The sequence below is a fragment of the Streptomyces sp. NPDC043812 genome, from assembly GCF_056436245.1.
This window is the reverse complement of the sequence record NZ_JBWKCY010000010.1, coordinates 166254-183569: the sequence shown is the minus strand read 5'-3', so window position 1 is coordinate 183569 and position 17316 is coordinate 166254. Positions and strand designations below refer to the sequence as shown.

Sequence of the window (17316 nt, the reverse complement as noted above, 5' to 3'; positions counted from 1 at the left end):
GAAGTACGCGCATGTCGCCGCCGGGCGTCCTGCGACCTCTCATCCGTACCGGCGCAGTTCTTCGAAGAATTCGTCGATGATCTGCAGTTCTCCCGCACGGGCCACTTCGTCGTAGACGTATTTGCCGAGGGCGAGGTCGAGCACTCCGAGGCCGAAGGGCGAGAACACTGCGGGCCGGTCTGCCGGCACGGATACGCGTCCGGCCATCACGTCGTCCAACGTGCCGTGCACGAAGTCCCGGTTGCCCGTGAGCTGCTCGGTCAGATGCGGTGACGTGCCTGCCCTCAGACAGTGATCGATGTCGTCGACGATGTTCGTGGACGAGAGCAGGATCTGGGGGGCGAGGTCACGCAGTGACACATGCAGCACCACAGGGTTGTGGGCGAACCACGAGAGGTCGTCGACGTGCGGCTCACGGGCAACGGTGGCGAACACGACCATGTCGCTCTGTTGCACCAGTTCCTGTGCGCTGCTGTGCACGCTGACCCGCCCCGTGGTTCCCGACTGCTCCAGGTAGAGGCGGAACCCGGCTGCACTGTCGACGGAAAGGTCGTGCACACCGATCTCGTCGAACGACCAGCCGGTGCCCTCCAGGTACGTGTGCACGTAGCGGGCGATCAGGCCTGCGCCGAAGAATCCGACGCGGGTGGGGCGCGGCCGGTCGCGGCTGAGCCAGTCGGCTGCCGCCGCGGCGGACGCGGCCGTTCTGGCGGCGCTGATGATCGAACTCTCCATGCAGGCGAAGGGGTAGCCGGTGTCGTGGTCATTGAGGATGAGCACGGCCGACGCCCGGGGAATGCCGGATGCCACGTTCCTCGGGAAGCTGGAGATCCACTTCAGGCCGTCCACGCGCGCGTCTCCGCCCAACGAGGCAGGGAGCGCGATGATGCGCGACGACGGCCTGTCGGCGAATCGCAGGAAGGACGACGGCGGATTCACGGATCGTCCGGCGCCGTGCAACCGGTACGTCGCCTCGACCAGATCCACGACCTCCTTCGCGCGGCCCTCGAGCACGTTCTTGACCTGGGCGCCCGAGATGACCGCGAACGGGGGCACCGCGAGCGGGTCGTCCGTGCCGGGGCTGGTCGGGGTGGATCGGACAGTGGTCATGCGGCAGCCCTCCCGGAGGTCGGTGAGCAGTCGTCCGGATGGATGGGGTCCGCCATCGCCACGACGATGTTCCGCGGGCCCTGGAAGGGCTCCCTGCTGTGCGCGGTACGGATGTTGTCGACCAGCAGAAGATCGCCGCGCTGCCATGGAAGGCGTGCGGTGTTCGCGTCGTAGACGTCGTTGAGCAGGTGGACGACGTCCTCGGCAAGGGGATCGCCGTTGCCGTAGCAGGTGTTGAAGGGGAGACCGTCGGCGCCGTACTCGTCGATCAGGTATTCGCGGACCTCGGGGGCCATCGTCCACTCGTTGAGGAACGCGATCTGGTTGAACCAGCAGCGCACGCCGGTGAGCGGGTGGTGCACGACGGCGCTGCGGCGCTGCCGGGTGCGCAGTCCGCCGTCGGCTTGCCAGGCGAAGTCGATCGCGTGGGTGCGGCAGTAGCTTTCGACCGCACCCCGGTCGTCCGTGCCGAATGCCTGGGCCACAGTGGCCCCGATCTCGTCGTTGTAGCTGCGGGTGAGGAGCCAGCCTTCCCTCTCGAATCGGTCCGTGAGCGCGGTCGGCAGGGCTTCGAGCACGGCGGCCGAGTCGGCCACTGCGGTTGCCCCGCCCTCGGTGGGCGGTTCGAGGCACGCGAAGAGCATCAGGCCGGGGAACTCTGTGGTGTAGCTCAGTTCGTGGTGCATGCACATCGGCTGGTTCGGCGGCCATTTCACCGACGAGTAGATGCCTTCCGAGTAGGCCTGTCGCGTGGCGAAGGCCTCCTTCTCGGTCACAGGACCGGTGGTGAGCTGCTGGACAACGGTGGCGACCTCGCTCGGATCGCGCAGATTCAGACCGTGGATCATGAGCGAGCCGTGCTCGATGACGAGAGCGCGCAGTGTGTCCCGCTGTTCGGCTGCCCAGCGCGCAGGGTCGGAGGGGGTTTCGGCCCGCAGGGCCGCGGGTGCGCCGGGTTGTGTCTCCACCTGGAGGAGTGCGGACGGCATCACTTTTCCTTTCGTCGCAGCTCAGGAGAGAGCCGGTGATGTCAGTGCGTGAAGCACGGCTTCTGCCGCCTCTTCCGCTCGCGCGCGAAGGAAGTGGTGGCCCCCGTCGGGGAGTTCGTGCAGTGCGACGTGTTCGAGGTCGGTGCGTCGACTGACGGCGTCGCCCGGGACCTGTCTGCCGACGAACACCCGCGGGACGTGCACACCGTGGTCCTGCAGCCTCTTGGCCGTCTCCAGGGCGAATGTCGTGCCTGAGGCCTGACCCCACAGCAGAACGTTCGGGTGACCGAGCCGGACGATCTCGGAGACCACCTGCTCGACCACGAGTGGCATGGACGCAAACGATCCGCTTCCGTCGTCGGCGGCGCCGGGAACGGACGGTGCGGCCGCATAGACCGCGAGGCCGCGGACCTGCAGTGCGTCGGCCAGCGGCTGGAAATCCGCCGCGTCGCCGTCGGCACCGGGGAAGCAGACCAGGGCATCGGGCCGGGCATCGTCGGATTCCGTCAGCGCCCGGAGCAGCGCGCGACGCGGCTCCGTCCGGCCGTCGATCAGGGCGGCGAGGTCGGCGAGGACGGGGTGGCTGTTCAGGTCGGCGAGGGAGACCGTACGGTCCAGTGCGATCGCGAGCTTCACCGCCGACAGTGAGGTGCCTCCACGGTCGAAGAAGTGGTCCCCCCGCCCGACCCGGTCCCGTGGAATGCCGAGGACCACGGCCCATGCTGCCGCCACCCGCTGTTCCGTCGGCGTGCCGGGCGCGTCGTGGTTGTCGTCGGCCGCGTCGGGTTCCGCGGCAAGTGCCCGCAGTGCCTTCTTGTCGATCTTCCCGTTCGCCGTCAGCGGCAGGCTGTCCCGCCAGTGGAAGGTCGTGGGGACCATGTACGCGGGCAAGGCTTCGGCCAGCCGGTCCCGTATGGCATCGGTCCTCAGCGGGGACCGGGCCGAGTAGAACCCCACCAGGTCCTTGCGACCCGCCCGTTCGACGACCACCACTGCGCCGTCGCCGACACCGGGCACCTTCAGGAGAGTGTTCTCGATCTCGCCGAGCTCGATACGGAAGCCGCGGATCTTGACCTGGGCGTCCTGGCGGCCGAGGTACTCCAGCTTCCCGTCGGGCAGCCACCGTCCGAAGTCCCCGCCCCGGTAGAGCCGTTGTCCGGGTCGGTGCGGATCCGGCATGAAGGACAGCCGGGTGCGATCCGGGTCGTGGACGTATCCGCGACCGACACACACCCCGGAGAAGACGATCGCACCGGGAGCGCCCAGCGGGACCAGGGACAGGCTGTCGTCGACGACGTAGACGTGCACATTGTTGACGGGGCGGCCGAGTGGCACCCGTTCCGTGTCCGGCGCCCGGTGCATCACCTCGTGATTGGTGTCGTCCGACGTCTCGGTCAGTCCGTAGGCGTTGACGAGAGGGATCCCGGGCTCGGCAGCGAACCAACGCTGAGCGAGTTCCTTCTTCAGCGCCTCGCCGGTGACCGACACACATCGCAGGTCCGGCAGATCGCGAGGGTGGCGCTCCAGGTCGGACAGCACGACGTCCAGATACGAGGGGACCACCTGGAGCACGCACACCCGGCCGTCGACGATCGTGTCGAGGAACCGCCGGACATCGAGGACCGCCTCCTGCTCCACCAGCAGGGTCCGTCCGCCGACGAGGAGCGGCGCCATCATCTGCCACAGCGAGATGTCGAAACACTGCGGTGCCGTCTGCGCGACGACCCGGCCCTCGTCGATCCCCAGATCGTCGATCTTGGCGTACAGGTGATTGAGCATGCCCGCGTGCTCGCACATCGCGCCCTTGGGGGTGCCGGTGGAGCCGGAGGTGAAGTAGACATAGGCCAGTTGGTCGGGGGCGACAGGGACGCCGAGGTCGCCATCGGCCCAACCCTGGCGGGCGGCCTCGTCGATGAGAAGCCGGCGGGACCACGGCAGTGTGCCGAGAGCGCGGTCCAGCTCGGCCGTGCTGCCTTCCTCGGTCAGGACGAGGTTGCACCCGGCGCGGGAGAGCATGGTGGCGATGCGCTCGGCCGGGAAGTGCGGCTCGACGGGCATATAGGCGCCCCCGGCCTTGAAGACCGCGAGGACGGCGGCCATCCAGTCCAGGTTGCGTTCGGTCACGACGGCGACGACGTCCTCGGGTTTCAAGCCCTCCGCCAGCAGGGCGCGGCCGAGGTGGTTGGCGCGCACGTTGAGCTCCTGGTACGTCCACCGCCGACCGGCATGTTCCGCGGCGACGGCGTCCGGGTGCGCCCGTACCCGCTGCTCGAAGAGTTCGTGGAAGCGGCGGTCGGGGAGTTCGCGGTACGGCCCGGCGAGCCGGTCGATCTGGAAGCGGACCTCCTCGGCGGACACGAGGCTCTGGCGCGCGTGGACGGCGTCCGGATCGTCCGCGATCAGTTCCAGCGCAGTGAGGTGATAGCCCGCGATTCTCGCGGCGGCGTCGCTGTCGAGGGCGTCGGTCCGGTACCGCAGCCGGAGGCTGCGCCTGCCGTCCCTGTCCGGGAACTCCACCCACAGCACGGTGCCTTCGGCCGGACCGTGGCCGTCACCGGCCGGATCGAGCACCGTCTCCGGCCCTGCGGCCGCATCCAGTTCGCGAAGGAGATCGGCCGTGAGGGAGTCCCTGTGGGCGAGCAGTGCCGACGCGCTGCGATGGGTGTCGGTCAGCAGGGCGCGCCATGTGGTGGACCCGGTCGTCAGCCGACAGGGCAGAGGCCGGCGGTCCGCCCCGGCCGTGTAGCCGGTGATGACAACCTTGTCACCGCACAGCGCGGCGAGCACCTTTGCGTGCGCGGCCAGCAGCGCGGAACTCAACGACACACCCACGTCGTCGGCCAGCCGGTGCAGGCCCGCCACCAGGCCGTCGGGGATCGCCCTCTCATACACGGCGCTGCCGGGCACCGGAGCGCCTGCCATGCGGGGCAGCGGCGTGAAACCGCCGGCGAGCACCCCACGCCAGAACTCCGTGGGTGTGGTGAAAGGCGTGGCCATCAGAACCTACCTCCGCTTCGGTCCCCGTCCCGGCGGATCGGTCGGGCCGGATTCCCGCCCCACCGAGCGCCCGCCGGAACGGCCTCGCCCTTCATGAGGAAGGAGTCCGCCTCCAGCAGGGCGCCGTCGCCGATCGTCACTCCGTAGTGGACAAAGGCACCGACAGCGAGGGTGCAGTCGGAGCCGATCGTGCTGCGGTCGGACTTGAAGGTGCCGTCCTCCTGGGAGTGGCACTGGACGACGCTTCCGAAGTTGAGCGTGCAGTGGTCGCCGATGGAAACCATCGACCGTTCGGTGAGACTGCAGCCGTCGTCGAAGAGCATGCTGCCGACGCGGACGCCCAGCAGTCGCCAGACGAGGCTCTTGAACGGCGTCCCGTCCAAGATCCGCATGTGTGTTTCCGTCGGCACCTTCCAGTAGCGCTCTCGTCGCCAGAAACGGCGGTCGTAGATCGAACAGAACAGTGGCCCCAGCGGGTGGAACGCCGTGACGGCACGCTCCACGAGAACGAAGTACACAAAGGTGAGCAGGAGCAGGAGAACGTTCGCCAAGGCGATCGCCGGCACACCGATGTGCGCGTAGAAGTCTCCGGCGGCCGAGTAGAGCACGGTGATGCAGAACAGGTAGATCCATCCCGCCGACAGGTACAGCGCCATGGTGAGGACGTTGTGCCGGTTCTTGGCCCTCAGGCGGCTGCGCAGCTCCTCCCCGCTCTTCAGACCGTCGAACATGCTGTCCCGCTGGACCGAACGGGGAATCTCGAAACTCGGCGAGCCGAGAAGGCCGACCCCCTCGCGGATCTTTCCGTCGATCGGCACCATGACCTTCGTCGCGAGCAGGCAGTTGTCACCGGTCCTTCCCCGCGGGGGGTACGCGATCCTGTTCCCGAGGAAGTTCTGCGCTCCGATCGAGGTCCGGGACACGCGAAAGGACGTGTTCGAATACTCTGCGTTCATCATGGACAGCCCGTCGGCGACCATGGTTCCGGTGCCGACGGAACTCAGGTACGGGCTTTCGTGCTTCACCTGGGTGCCGAAGTTCGACCCGGTCTGCTCGACGCGTGAGAGGTCGTAGCCGATCCAGCGCAGATAGTGGACCACGCTCGAGCTGTCCCCGAACAGACGCATGAGAAAGCGCCTGTTGGTCATGAAGACGGTCGCCCGGTGCACCCCGTAGTGAAATCCGTACAGGGGATACACCCTGCCGGGCGTCCCGGCACGGCTGAGCAACCGAGGCGCAACTGCCACCAGCAGGGCGAGCGGCACGGCGCCGAAGTACACCACGGCGGAGATGGCCAGGACGTCGACGTAGAACACCCAGCTGCTGAGAGCCGCGGTCCCGGCATCGAGCACCGCGGCGAACTGCGGCACCTCGGCGAGCAGGATGTCCACACCGCCGAACACGAGCGGCACGTAGAGGAGCAGCGCGGTCGCCAGCTGCATGATGCCGTACGCAGCCCTTCTCAGGGTGCCGCAGCCGGCGGGGGCAACGGCCGGGAAATCCCCCTCGGCCGGCTGCGCCGGCGAGCCGTGCCAGTACTCACCGCTGGGCACCGCTTGGCCGCTGTGCAGCGAGGATGCGTGGCCCAGGCGGGAGCCGTCGCCCAGCGAGGTGTTGATGTCGAGCACGGTCGCCTCGCTGATGACGACGTTCTTGCCGAGAGTGACGGCACCCGTCTGAATCCGACCGCGGTGAGCCCGGTAGCCGCTGAGGAAGGCGTCCTTGCGGATGACTGTGCCGTCACCGACCGTCAGAAGATCGGTGCACACCGGCGCGCTCCGGGCGAAGATCGTGACGCCTCGGCCTATTTTCGCGCCCAGGGCTTTGAGATAGAGCGAATAGAGCGGCGAACCGGCGAAGAGAACCAGTGGGTCCGACCGGATCAGTGTCTTGACGAGCCAGAATCGGACATACGCCAGACTCCAGACGTCGATCTGAACGGGCTTCCACCGCCCGACGAGCACCCACTTCGCGAGGATCGGCACGCCGGACAGGACCACGAAGGCCGCGGCACCGAACATCACGGTTCGCAGATAGGCGTCGAGCAGGCCCGTCCCGGCGGTAATCCATTCGTAACCCTGTGCAGCAACGACCGCAAGGAGGTAGGCGTACCCGACGAAGCACAGGAGCTGCAATGCGCCGCACAGAACATAGCGAGGCCGGCCCGTTCGGACGGCCGGCTCCTGGATTTCGGGCTCGGCGGGAGCAGCGGGAGCAGAATCGGCGAGTGCCGTCGACAACGCTCTGATCGTGGGGTACCGGTAGACGTCCTTCATCGACACTGACGGCAGATCGGACCGCTTCCTCACCCGCGCACAGAAATGCGCCATGACCAGCGAGTCTGCACCGAGTTCATCGAAGAAGTGACTGTCGGGCGATACCTCACCGACGCACGCGACGTCGGCCAGCAACTCGGCGAAGACCTCCTCGACACCTGCGGGCGGAGCGCCGAGCCCCGGCTGCGAGCCGGCTGCGCGAGGCCCTACGGCCTCCGTGTTCGGTCGAAGCGCGCGATAGTCGGTCGTCATGACCCTTATTCGTGGCCACACACTGGATGTATGGGTGAATTAAGGTACTTTCTCGCCAATTGATCGTTTATCTTGCGATTTGGACACTCTGACAACGGCCGGGCGGGACGAGGACCGATCCGGTGGCTGCCGGGCTCCGAATGCGGGGTCGTGAGGATCTCCCGTACGTCCCTGACCCGTCACGAGGACATGACCGCCAACCCGGTATCGCGACCTGGCGCTGATGCCCCGACATGGCGAGGCCGACTCCGCCGGCGATATCATGGAGAGGATCTTCGCGCCCATCGGTCCTCATCGGGCAGTTCGATCGCGGCAGCCGCCGTGCAATTCCGTCGCTCGAGATTGCGCCGCTCCCCGCGCATATCGAGACCGTCGGTATTCGGCGAGTGCCCCGATACGAATGTCCGCGAGTTCGCAGCCCTGGTTCGGTAGCCGGTCCTTCGCAACTATTGCGTCGGCAGGGAGACCACTTCCCATGGACCTCAACACCATCAGCGAAGTTGTCCGGCGACCGCCCGATCGGCCAGGCGTGGACTGGCGCGAAGGGGACGCCTGGCTCGCGGGCGGAACGTATCTGTTCTCCGCGGAGCAGCCGAGCCTGCGCCGCCTGATCGACCTGACGGCGTTGCGTTGGGATGCCCTGGTCCCGAGCGACACGGGTCTCGACATCGGCGCCACGTGCACGATCCGCGACCTGTATGCCTGTGCGCTGCCGGATGGCTGGATCGCGGGCCCCCTTTTCGCGAAGAGCTGCGAGGCGTTCCTGTCCTCGTTCAAAGTCTGGAACTCGGCGACCATAGGCGGCAATATCTGCCTGTCCTTGCCTGCCGGCCCGATGATCACGCTGACGGTCGCCCTGGAGGCGACGTACGAACTGTGGGCCCCTGACGGGTCGACGCGTCTCGTCGACGCCCTCGACTTCGTGACCGCCGACAATCGGAACATTCTCGCTCCCGGCGAAGTCCTGCGTCGTATCCACATTCCGGCGCACGCCCTGAGGAAACGCACCGCGCACCGCCGCTTCTCCTTGACCCACCTCGGCCGTTCGACGGTGTTCCTCATCGGTACGCGCACGCCAGGAAGGAGCGACCTGCTGCTCACCGTCACGGCCGGAACCACCCGGCCGGTGCGCATTGCTTTCGACACCATGCCCGATGCCGGGACTCTGCAGCAGAGCATCGACGTCATCCCCGCCGACGTGTGGTTCGCCGATCCCAACGGGACGCCCGACCACCGTCGCCACCTCACGAAGCACTTCGCCGAAGAAATTCGTCGCGAACTCATGGCCGGGGGCCCGGAATGACGTACACCGTGAACGGAAACACCTTCGACCAGGAACCCTCCCCCGGCCAGTGCCTGCGCACCTTCCTCCGCTCACTCGGCCACCACGGCGTCAAGAAGGGTTGCGACGCGGGCGATTGCGGGGCGTGCACGGTGTGGTTGGACGGCACACCGGTACACAGTTGCATCACTCCTGCGTTCCGCGCGGACGGTCGTGAAGTGACGACCATCGAGGGTCTCGGATCACCTGGGAACCTGCATCCGATGCAGCGGCAGTTCCGCGATGCCCCGGGGTTCCAATGCGGCTTCTGCACCGCAGGGATGATCATGACGTCGGCGACGTTCACCGATGCCCAGAAGGAGGACCTGCCGCGGGCGCTGAAGGGCAACCTCTGCCGCTGCACCGGCTATCGCGGGATCGAGGATGCCGTGCAGGGCGTCGTGGGCGTGGAGACAGCCGCGCCGGGAAAGGCCGTCGGGACCAGCGTCGGCGCACCGGCAGCCGATGATGTGGTGACCGGCCGCGCCGAGTTCACCATGGACACCCACATCGAAGGCATGCTGCACCTCAAGGTGCTGCACTCACCACACGCGCACGCCCGGATCGTCGCGGTCGACAAGACCGCGGCGCTCGCGGTCCCCGGTGTGCACCGGGTCTACACCTGGGAGGACGTGCCGCGGAAGCGCTTCACCACGGCGATCCACACCGACCATCTTGTCGATCCGGACGACACGTTCATCCTCGACGACACGGTCCGCTTCGTCGGCCAACGCGTCGTTGCGGTCCTGGCCGACACGGTCGCGGCGGCGGAGGAGGGCTGCCGCAGGGTCGTTGTCGAATACGAGGTGATGCCGGCTGTGTTCGAACCCGAGCAGGCGAGGGCCGAGGGAGCGCCACAACTGCACGGCGCGGACGATCCGTTCGTCCGCGATCCCGTCCACAACACCCTGCTCGAGATCCATTCGCACATCGGCGACGTCAGCGCCGGGTTCGCCGAGGCCGACGTGATCCACGAAGGCACATACGTCTCACCGCGAGTACAGCACGCGCATCTCGAGACCCACGGTTCGATCGCCTGGATGGAGAACGGCCGGCTGAACGTCCGCACCAGTTCCCAGTCGCCGTCGATCGCGAAAGTCAAACTCGCCTACCTGTTCGCCCTGCGCCCGGACCAACTCCGTGTGTTCTGCAAACGCGTCGGCGGCGGCTTCGGCGGCAAGCAGGAAGTGATCACGGAGGATCTGGCCGCACTCGCCAGCCTGGACACCGGACGGCCTGTCTGCTTCGAGTACACCCGCGAGGAGGAGTTCACCACCGCCTCTCCACGGCATCCGATGAAGCTGACGGTCAAGCTCGGCGCGAAGGCGGACGGAACGCTCACCGCTTTCCAGGTCCGCAATGTGTCGAACACCGGCGCCTACGGCAACCACGGCGGCGAGACGCTGTACGCGGGCGGCGCCGCCGTCATGCTCTACCGCTGCCCCAACAAGAGGTACGACGCGTACTCCGTCTATACCAACACCGTGCCGAGCGGGGCCCTGCGCGGCTACGGGATGACACAGCCGGCATTCGCCGTGGAATCGGCGATGGACGAACTGGCACGCGCACTGCACATCGATCCGCTCGAACTGCGACGACGCAATATCGTGCGACCGGGCGATCCGCTCGTCGCCACGCACGACGGTCCCGACGACGTGATCTTCACCGAGGACGGACTGTCGAAGTGCATCGATCTGGTGGACGGGGCCATGGCCCGTACCGCCGGTGAGTCGTCTCTCGGCCCCGAGTGGCTCGTCGGAGCCGGCGTCGCGTGTTCGTTGCACGAGACCGCGCCGCCGACCGAACACGTCTCCGAGGCATGGGTGACCCTTGGTGACGACCTCGTCTACGAATTGGCCGTCGGAACAGTCGAGTTCGGCGAGGGGACCTCGACCGCCCATGTCCAGATCGCGGCCAACCAGCTGGGCACGACGCCGTCGCGCATTCGCCTCGTCCAATCCGACACCGACCGCACGGGGTTCGACACCGGCGCCTTTGCGAGTGCCGGCCTCTTCGTGGCGGGCAACGCGGTCCTTCGAGCGGCCAATGCCGTCCGCGACCGCATCCTGGAATTTGCTGCCTCGTACACGGGTGTCCATGTCGTGATGTGCTCGATGGACGACGAGGGTGTCGTCTGCGGCGACCGGCGCGTGCCGTTGGCCGAGCTCCTCGCATCGGCCAGAGCGCGCGGCATTCGCTTCACCGCCGCCCGCAAGGCGTACGGCTCGCCCCGGAGCGTCGTCTCCAATGCGCAGGGGTTCCGCATCGCCGTCCACCGGGTGACGGGTGAGATCCGAATCCTCTACAGCGTCCAGGCGACCGACGCTGCCGTACTCATCAACCCCGCGCAGGTCCGGGGCCAGGTGGAAGGCGGTGTCGCCCAGGGAATCGGCTTCGCGCTGACCGAGAACCACCACGTCGACGCCAACGGTGCCATGGTCAACCCGAACCTCCGCAACTACCGCATCCCCACCTACGCCGACATCCCGCGTACCGAACTGCTCCTGGTGGAATCGGCGGATTCCGTCGGACCCATGCGGGCGAAGGGGATGGCGGAATGCTGTATCAACCCGGTTGCCCCTGCGCTGGCGAACGCACTCCACGACGCCACAGGCGTCCGCTACCGCGCGCTGCCCCTGACTCCGGAAAGGATCTACAGCCGGCTCAACGAAAAGCAGTCGATGCCGACGGGCCTGAGCACATGAACACCGAGAAGCACGAGGGCGCCGCGGCGACGGCGATCATCGGCCAGAAGGTTCTGCCCGGCCTGGAGCGGGAGTACGCGACGTGGCAGGAGGGCGTCAACGCCGCCGCCGCCGAATACGCCGGGTACCTCGGCGTCGAGGTCTCCCCGCCGACACCCCTTCAGCCCGAATGGGTCGTCGTGTACCGATTCGACTCGACAGCCCATCTGCAGGCGTGGATCAACAGCTCGACCAGGCAGAGCCTGCTGGACATCGGCGACAAGTATCTCGACGGTCCCGGTACCCAGCAGGTTGTCAGCGGCGGCGAACAACCGACGGATCCGCTGGTGACCGTGGTGGTCAGCCACCGCATCGACCCGGACCACGTGGACGAATTCCTCGAATGGCAGCGCCGCATGAGCCAGGAGGAGAGCAAATTCGAGGGATTTCGGGGATCCGAGATCTTCCGACCGGTCGAGGGCCTTCAGGACGAATGGACCACGCTGTACCGATTCGACAACGCCGAGCACCTCGATGCCTGGTTGACGTCGCCGAGGCGGCAGCAGGTCCTCACTGAGGGAAGGAAGTTCAGCGACTTCAAACTGCGCACCATCGACAACTCCTTCGGCAGCTGGTTCGCGTTCGACGAGAACGGCAAGGAAGCGCCGCCGCCCTCGGAGACGAAAACCGCCATCGCGGTCTGGGTCGGCCTGTACCCGACCGTGGTGCTGCTGACGCTCGCCCTGTCGCCGCTGGGGATGCCGCTCTGGCTCGGGCTGCTCGTGGGCAACCTGCTGTCGAGTTTCCTCATGAGCTTCCTCACGATGCCCTACTACGTGAACCCGCTGCTCAAGCGGTGGCTGCGGCCCTCACCGGACAGACCGACGGCGAAGAGCAACCTTGCCGGCCTGGGCATCGTCGCCGCGGTGACCGTGTTCTGGGGCGTTCTCTTCTACGTCGTCACGACCCAGATCTGGACGCTGCCCTGATCCGACCCGGCCCGCCACGCGCATCGTCCCCCTCCGCCGACCGGGCCGAGGGGGAACAGGGACGCGTCACATGAACAGGGGAACCGAGCCGGGATCGCTGCAGGTCAGCGCACCCGCCCCCGAGGTTTCAGGGCCACAGGCGGGAGTTCGGGAGCGGGCAGCGGAGCACCGTCGTAACCCTTCACCTCGCCGAAGCGAGTGCTCTCCGTCCACTCCCTCCTGGCCTCCTCGATCTCCTGGTGCGAGCGCCCGATGAAGTTCCACCACATCACGATCTCCTCCTCGAACGGCTCCCCGCCGAGCAGCATCAGTCCGGCGTCGGACTCGGCCCGCAGCGGGAGTTCGGAGCGGCCGCAGCCGAGGTAGAGCATCGAGCCCGGAAGGACCGGGACGCCGTCCACGTGGACCTCGCCGGACATGGACAGGACCGCGTACTCGAAGTCCGGTTCGAGTGGAAGTGTGCTTTCGGTACCGCCGGCCAGGGCGAGATCGGCGCCCACGATGGGGGTGTACGTCGTACCGGGCGAGGCCGCACCGTCGAGGGCGCCGAGGACGACCGTGGCCGTCAGGCCGGGGGCGGTGACCCGCGGCAGGTCGGTGTGGTGCTGGAAGTGGGGCTCCACGGACCGATGGGCGTCCGGCAGGGCGACCCACAGCTGGGCGCCGTGCAGAAAGCGGGCGTGCGCCGCGGGGCTCTCCTCGGAGTGGCTGATCGCCCGGCCGGAGGTCATCAGACCCAGCTCGCGCGGGCGGATCGTGGCCAGGGAACCCGTGCTGTCCCGGTGCAGGACCTCGCCCTCGTGGAGCCAGCTGACGGTCTGCAGGCCCATGTGGGGATGGGGTGGGACCTGCATTCCGGGCTCGTCGGCGATGTCGTCGGGGCCGTAGTGGTCGACGAAGGCCCAGGCCCCCACCATGCGCCGGCCGAGGTTCGGCAGCAGCCGGCGGACCTCGGTGGATTCGCCGAGCTGGACGCGGCGCGGGCTGAGGAGTTCACGGACGGGCTCGGCAACGACGAAGCCCCGGCCGCCGCACACGGAGAGGGCGGCCTGACGGTCGAGATTGCTCATGCCGCCCAACCTAGTTCCTGGACAGGTCCGACATGCGGTCGTGGCGGCGACTTCCCGAAGTGGAACCTCAGAGGTGGAACGTTCCGAAGCCGAACCTCCCGACGTGACCGGGAACGGGAGGAATGGGTGGCGGGCCCGCGGTGTTGGCAGGGTCGGCAGTCACGACCGGGAAGGTGAGCACGTGAGCGAGCGCTACTACGAGTTCGGGACGGCCGCCGAGCGGTGGGACCGGGCGCAGCTGTTCTTCGACGCCAAGGAGTACACGACGGCGGTCCGCATCCTCGGCGGGCTCGTCGACGAGGCGCCGGAGCAGGTCGCGCCGCGGCTGCTGCTGGCACGCGCCTACTACCACTCGGCGCAGCTCATAAGGGCCGAGGCCGAGCTGCGTGCGGTGCTGGAGCGCGACCCGGTGGAGCAGTACGCGCGGCTGATGCTGGGACGCACGCTGGAGCGACAGGGCAGGCCCGGGGACGCGGCGCCTCATCTGCGCCTGGCAGCGGCGATGTCCGGCGAGCAGCCGGTCTGATCGCGGGGGCGGCGGCCGGCCCGCGAGACAGGGCCGGCCGCCGGCATGCACCAGGTGAAGCGGTGCGCGTCAGTTGAAGGGGTCGAGTGTGACGTAGGCCTGCTGCGGGTTTCCGTCGTGGACCAGTGACTCGTGGGCACCGACGTCGTCGAAGGCGAAGGCGTACGCCTTGCCGTCCACCATCTGGGCGTGGATCTTCCGTGCGTAGTGGTTGGTGACGGTGTCCTTGTAGAAGTTGGTGTTGCCGGTGTCGGGCTGGTTGGAGTTGACCAGCAGCGTGGAACGGTTGAACCCGGCGCACAGGGTGCGCGAGATCGGGCCGCGTACCAGGTCGTTGGGGGCGTCCAGCCGCTTGTAGCAGCCGAAGATGCTGTCGGAGTCCGGTTTCTGGAACGAGGTGACGACGACGCCGGAGGAGTTGGTGAAGTTCATGACGCCGCCGGAGACACGGCCGTAGTACTTGGTGCCCGGCTGGTTGGCGAACGGGGTCACGGTGAGCGTGGAGCCGGTGTACTTGCTCCAGACACGGTTGACGTAGTCGTCCATCACCGTGGCGGGCAGGGCGCCTGCCTCGATGCCGTGGCCGGGCGCGAGGGCGCGCAGGACGGTGCCGTCGGAGCGGGTCTGGATGAGGCCCGCCCAGCCGCCGGGCTGGCCGCGGAGCGCGTTGTAGAAGCCGTTGTATCCGCCGGGCTTCAGATGGCCGGTGTTCTTCACTGTCCCGTCGGCCGCTTTCACGCCGGCCGCGTACGGCGCGGAGAACATGTCGACCTGAGTGCTGTTGATCCACAGTCCGGAGTCGTTGAGCGTGTACTCGGACCAGTTGAAGAGGATGTTGCGGTTCGGGTCCGTCGGGTTCTGGACGGCGGGTTGCACCAGCCCGCCGGTGGTCAGCTTGAAGACGAGCTTCTGGCCGTAGGAGAAGTAGACACGGCCGGAGAACTTGGGGAGGCGGATGGTCATCGAGCCGCCGTTGGCGGGACCGGCGATGGATGCGTCGGGGGCGGGGGTCGGCGGGTTCCCTCCGGCGGGCCAGGCGTGGAAGGTGCCGTTGGCGTCGGCCCAGCCCTGGCGTCCGCTGCTGAGCTGCGTGCCGAGGTTGTAGATGTAGATCGGCCCGCTGCGGCCCGAGTTGTTGGTGAAGGTGAGCGGGATGGTCTCCGGGACCGCGGCGGCGGCCGGGGCGGTGGGCACCGCGGCCGTGAGGCCAGCGGCGCACAGGAGGGCGGCTGCCACCGCCGACAACGTCCGTGTAGCCGGCACGTGCTACCTCCTCGTGGGGGGTGGGGATTCTGAGAGCGCTCTGAGAGCGCTCTCAGAATCTGCCCGCAGACACGAGCCGTCAAGGCTCCTCGCACAGGTTCTCCGCCGCGCGACACCACGCGGGCCTCGCCCGCCCACGCAGCGGCCCGGTACGGCGCGCGCCGCCGAACCGGGCCCGCCGTGCATCAGCCGCGGTGGGCGGCGCCGGCCCTCCCGGCATCAGGCCCTCCCCGGCATCAGGCCGCTGTCACCGGGCCACTCACCACCTGAAGCAGGAAGTGGGCAAGGGATTCGCGGCCCTCACGTCGAGCCGATCTCCACCACGGCCTGCTCCAACTCGCCTGCAGCATTCATCTGCCTTCGACCGCTCCGGACGGCATTCTGCAGCGATCGGTAAAGAGGCGCCGCGTCGCCGACGGTCCGCTCAGTCGAGCCGGTCGCCCGCGCCCGGCTCGTATCTCCGGAACTCTTGAGTGGTCCGCAGCAGGCCGCGGAGTTCGGCGAGAGTGCCGGTGACGGCGCCTGCCGACCGCGCCTGGATCAGAACGTTGCCCAGGGCAGCCGCCTCCACCGGTCCGGCGACGACCGGCAGGCCGAGGGCGTCGGCTGTCAGCCGGCACAGGAGTTCATTGCGTGCGCCGCCGCCGACGATGTGCACGGCGGAAACCTTCCGTCCGGACAGCCGCCGGGCGTCGTCGATCGCCTTTTGGTGCGCCAGGGCGAGCGAGTCCAGCACGCAGCGCGCGGTCTCGGCCTCGGTCCGGGGCTCGGGCCGGCCCGTTCGCGCGCAGGCGGCGGCGATACGACGGGGCATGTCGCCCGGAGCAAGGAACGCGGGATCGTTCGCGTCGACGACCGAACGGTGTGGCGGCGCCGACGCGGCCTCGTCCAGCAGTGCGGCGAGATCCTGCGGGCGGCCGTCCGCCTCCCAGGCGCGCAGGCACTCCTGGAGCAGCCACAGGCCCATGATGTTGCGGAGATAGCGGACGGTGCCGTCAACACCCAGCTCATTGGTGAAGTTGGCGCGCCGGCTCGCCTCCCCCAGTACCGGAGCGGGCAGTTCCAGTCCCGCGAGCGACCAGGTGCCGGTGGCGATGTAGGCGAACTCGCCGTCCTCGGCCGGTACGCCAACAACAGCCGATGCGGTGTCATGGGAGCAGACCACGGTCACCGGCACCGGTCCGGTGAGACCGGTCTCGGCCAGGACCTCGGCACGGAGCCTGCCCGCCCCGTCGCCCGGTCTGCGCAGGGGAGGAAAGAGGGAGAGGTCGATCCCCAGGCGTCCGGCGACGGTCGGTGACCAGTCCCGGGTCCGGGGATCGATCAGCTGGGTCGTCGAAGCGTTGGTGATCTCGGTCCCGGCCCGGCCGGTCAGCCAGTAACTGATGAGATCGGGTATCAGCAACAGCCGCTCGGCGGCGGCGAGCCGGGGGCGGCCCTGCTCGGCGACCAGCTGGTACACCGTGTTGAACGGCAGATACTGCACCCCGGTCGCCTCGTACAGTTCCTCCGGCGCAAACACGGCGGTGACCTTCTCGGCGACTCCCACCGTGCGCTCGTCGCGGTAGTGCACGGGATTGCCGAGGAGCTCACCGCAGGAGTCGATCAGGCCGTAGTCGACGGCCCATCCGTCGATGCCGACCCCCGCAAGCCGCCCACCCGTCGCCGCGGCCGCGGCGCGCAGCCCGTCCAGGACGCCGCGGTAGAGGGCGAGGATGTCCCAGTGCAGCGTGGAACCCACCCTGACCGGGAGGTTCGGGAACCGGTGCACCTCGGTCAGCTCCAGTACGCCGGGACCGACGCGTCCCAGCATCACCCGCCCGCTGGACGCGCCCAGAT

Annotated in this window: 11 protein-coding genes; 4 read left to right on the top strand and 7 right to left on the bottom strand. The window is 68.1% G+C overall.

The window, feature by feature from the left end:
* Positions 1-39 precede the first annotated feature (39 nt).
* Genes sbnB through AC067Z_RS17165 form a run of 4 tightly spaced genes read right to left on the bottom strand, consistent with a single transcriptional unit; the run spans position 40 to position 7624 of the window.
* On the bottom strand, positions 40-1110 hold the full coding sequence (sbnB, locus tag AC067Z_RS17180) for a 2,3-diaminopropionate biosynthesis protein SbnB (protein ID WP_478790338.1): 1071 nt from the start codon (positions 1108-1110) through the stop codon (positions 40-42).
* Positions 1107-2099, bottom strand: coding sequence for a TauD/TfdA family dioxygenase (locus tag AC067Z_RS17175; protein ID WP_478790337.1), 993 nt, complete (start codon positions 2097-2099; stop codon positions 1107-1109). Before AC067Z_RS17175 ends, sbnB begins: the two co-directional genes overlap by 4 nt.
* A 21-nt stretch (positions 2100-2120) precedes the next feature.
* Entirely contained in the window at positions 2121-5096 is a 2976-nt protein-coding gene (locus AC067Z_RS17170) for a non-ribosomal peptide synthetase (protein WP_478790336.1), read from the bottom strand.
* A complete protein-coding gene (locus AC067Z_RS17165) occupies positions 5096-7624 on the bottom strand; it encodes a Pls/PosA family non-ribosomal peptide synthetase (RefSeq protein ID WP_478790335.1) in 2529 nt (842 codons plus the stop codon). The genes AC067Z_RS17170 and AC067Z_RS17165 overlap by 1 nt, the downstream gene beginning before the upstream one ends.
* 475 nt (positions 7625-8099) lie before the next feature.
* On the opposite strand from AC067Z_RS17165, the gene AC067Z_RS17160 reads away from it, so the two are divergent.
* From AC067Z_RS17160 to AC067Z_RS17150, 3 genes are read left to right on the top strand one after another with little or no spacing between them, the layout of a single operon-like run.
* A complete protein-coding gene (locus AC067Z_RS17160; protein ID WP_478790334.1) occupies positions 8100-8927 on the top strand; it encodes an FAD binding domain-containing protein in 828 nt (275 codons plus the stop codon).
* Positions 8924-11650, top strand: coding sequence for a molybdopterin-dependent oxidoreductase (locus AC067Z_RS17155; RefSeq protein WP_478790333.1), 2727 nt, complete (start codon positions 8924-8926; stop codon positions 11648-11650). Before AC067Z_RS17160 ends, AC067Z_RS17155 begins: the two co-directional genes overlap by 4 nt.
* A complete protein-coding gene (locus AC067Z_RS17150) occupies positions 11647-12618 on the top strand; it encodes an antibiotic biosynthesis monooxygenase (RefSeq protein ID WP_478790332.1) in 972 nt (323 codons plus the stop codon). Before AC067Z_RS17155 ends, AC067Z_RS17150 begins: the two co-directional genes overlap by 4 nt.
* A gap of 104 nt (positions 12619-12722) precedes the next feature.
* On the opposite strand, the gene AC067Z_RS17145 is transcribed toward AC067Z_RS17150, so the two are convergent.
* Entirely contained in the window at positions 12723-13688 is a 966-nt protein-coding gene (locus AC067Z_RS17145; protein ID WP_478790331.1) for a pirin family protein, read from the bottom strand.
* A 181-nt stretch (positions 13689-13869) separates the two neighbouring features.
* Here AC067Z_RS17145 and AC067Z_RS17140 point away from each other — a divergent pair, with 181 nt between their 5' ends.
* A complete protein-coding gene (locus AC067Z_RS17140) occupies positions 13870-14214 on the top strand; it encodes a tetratricopeptide repeat protein (protein WP_478790330.1) in 345 nt (114 codons plus the stop codon).
* Between the two features lie 69 nt (positions 14215-14283).
* Here the strand turns inward: AC067Z_RS17140 and AC067Z_RS17135 are convergent, their stop codons facing one another.
* Complete coding sequence (locus AC067Z_RS17135) at positions 14284-15459, bottom strand: glycoside hydrolase family 64 protein (protein ID WP_478790429.1); 1176 nt, start codon at positions 15457-15459, stop codon at positions 14284-14286.
* A 442-nt stretch (positions 15460-15901) separates the two neighbouring features.
* A complete protein-coding gene (locus AC067Z_RS17130; protein ID WP_478790428.1) occupies positions 15902-17290 on the bottom strand; it encodes a rhamnulokinase in 1389 nt (462 codons plus the stop codon).
* Positions 17291-17316: the final 26 nt, after the last annotated feature.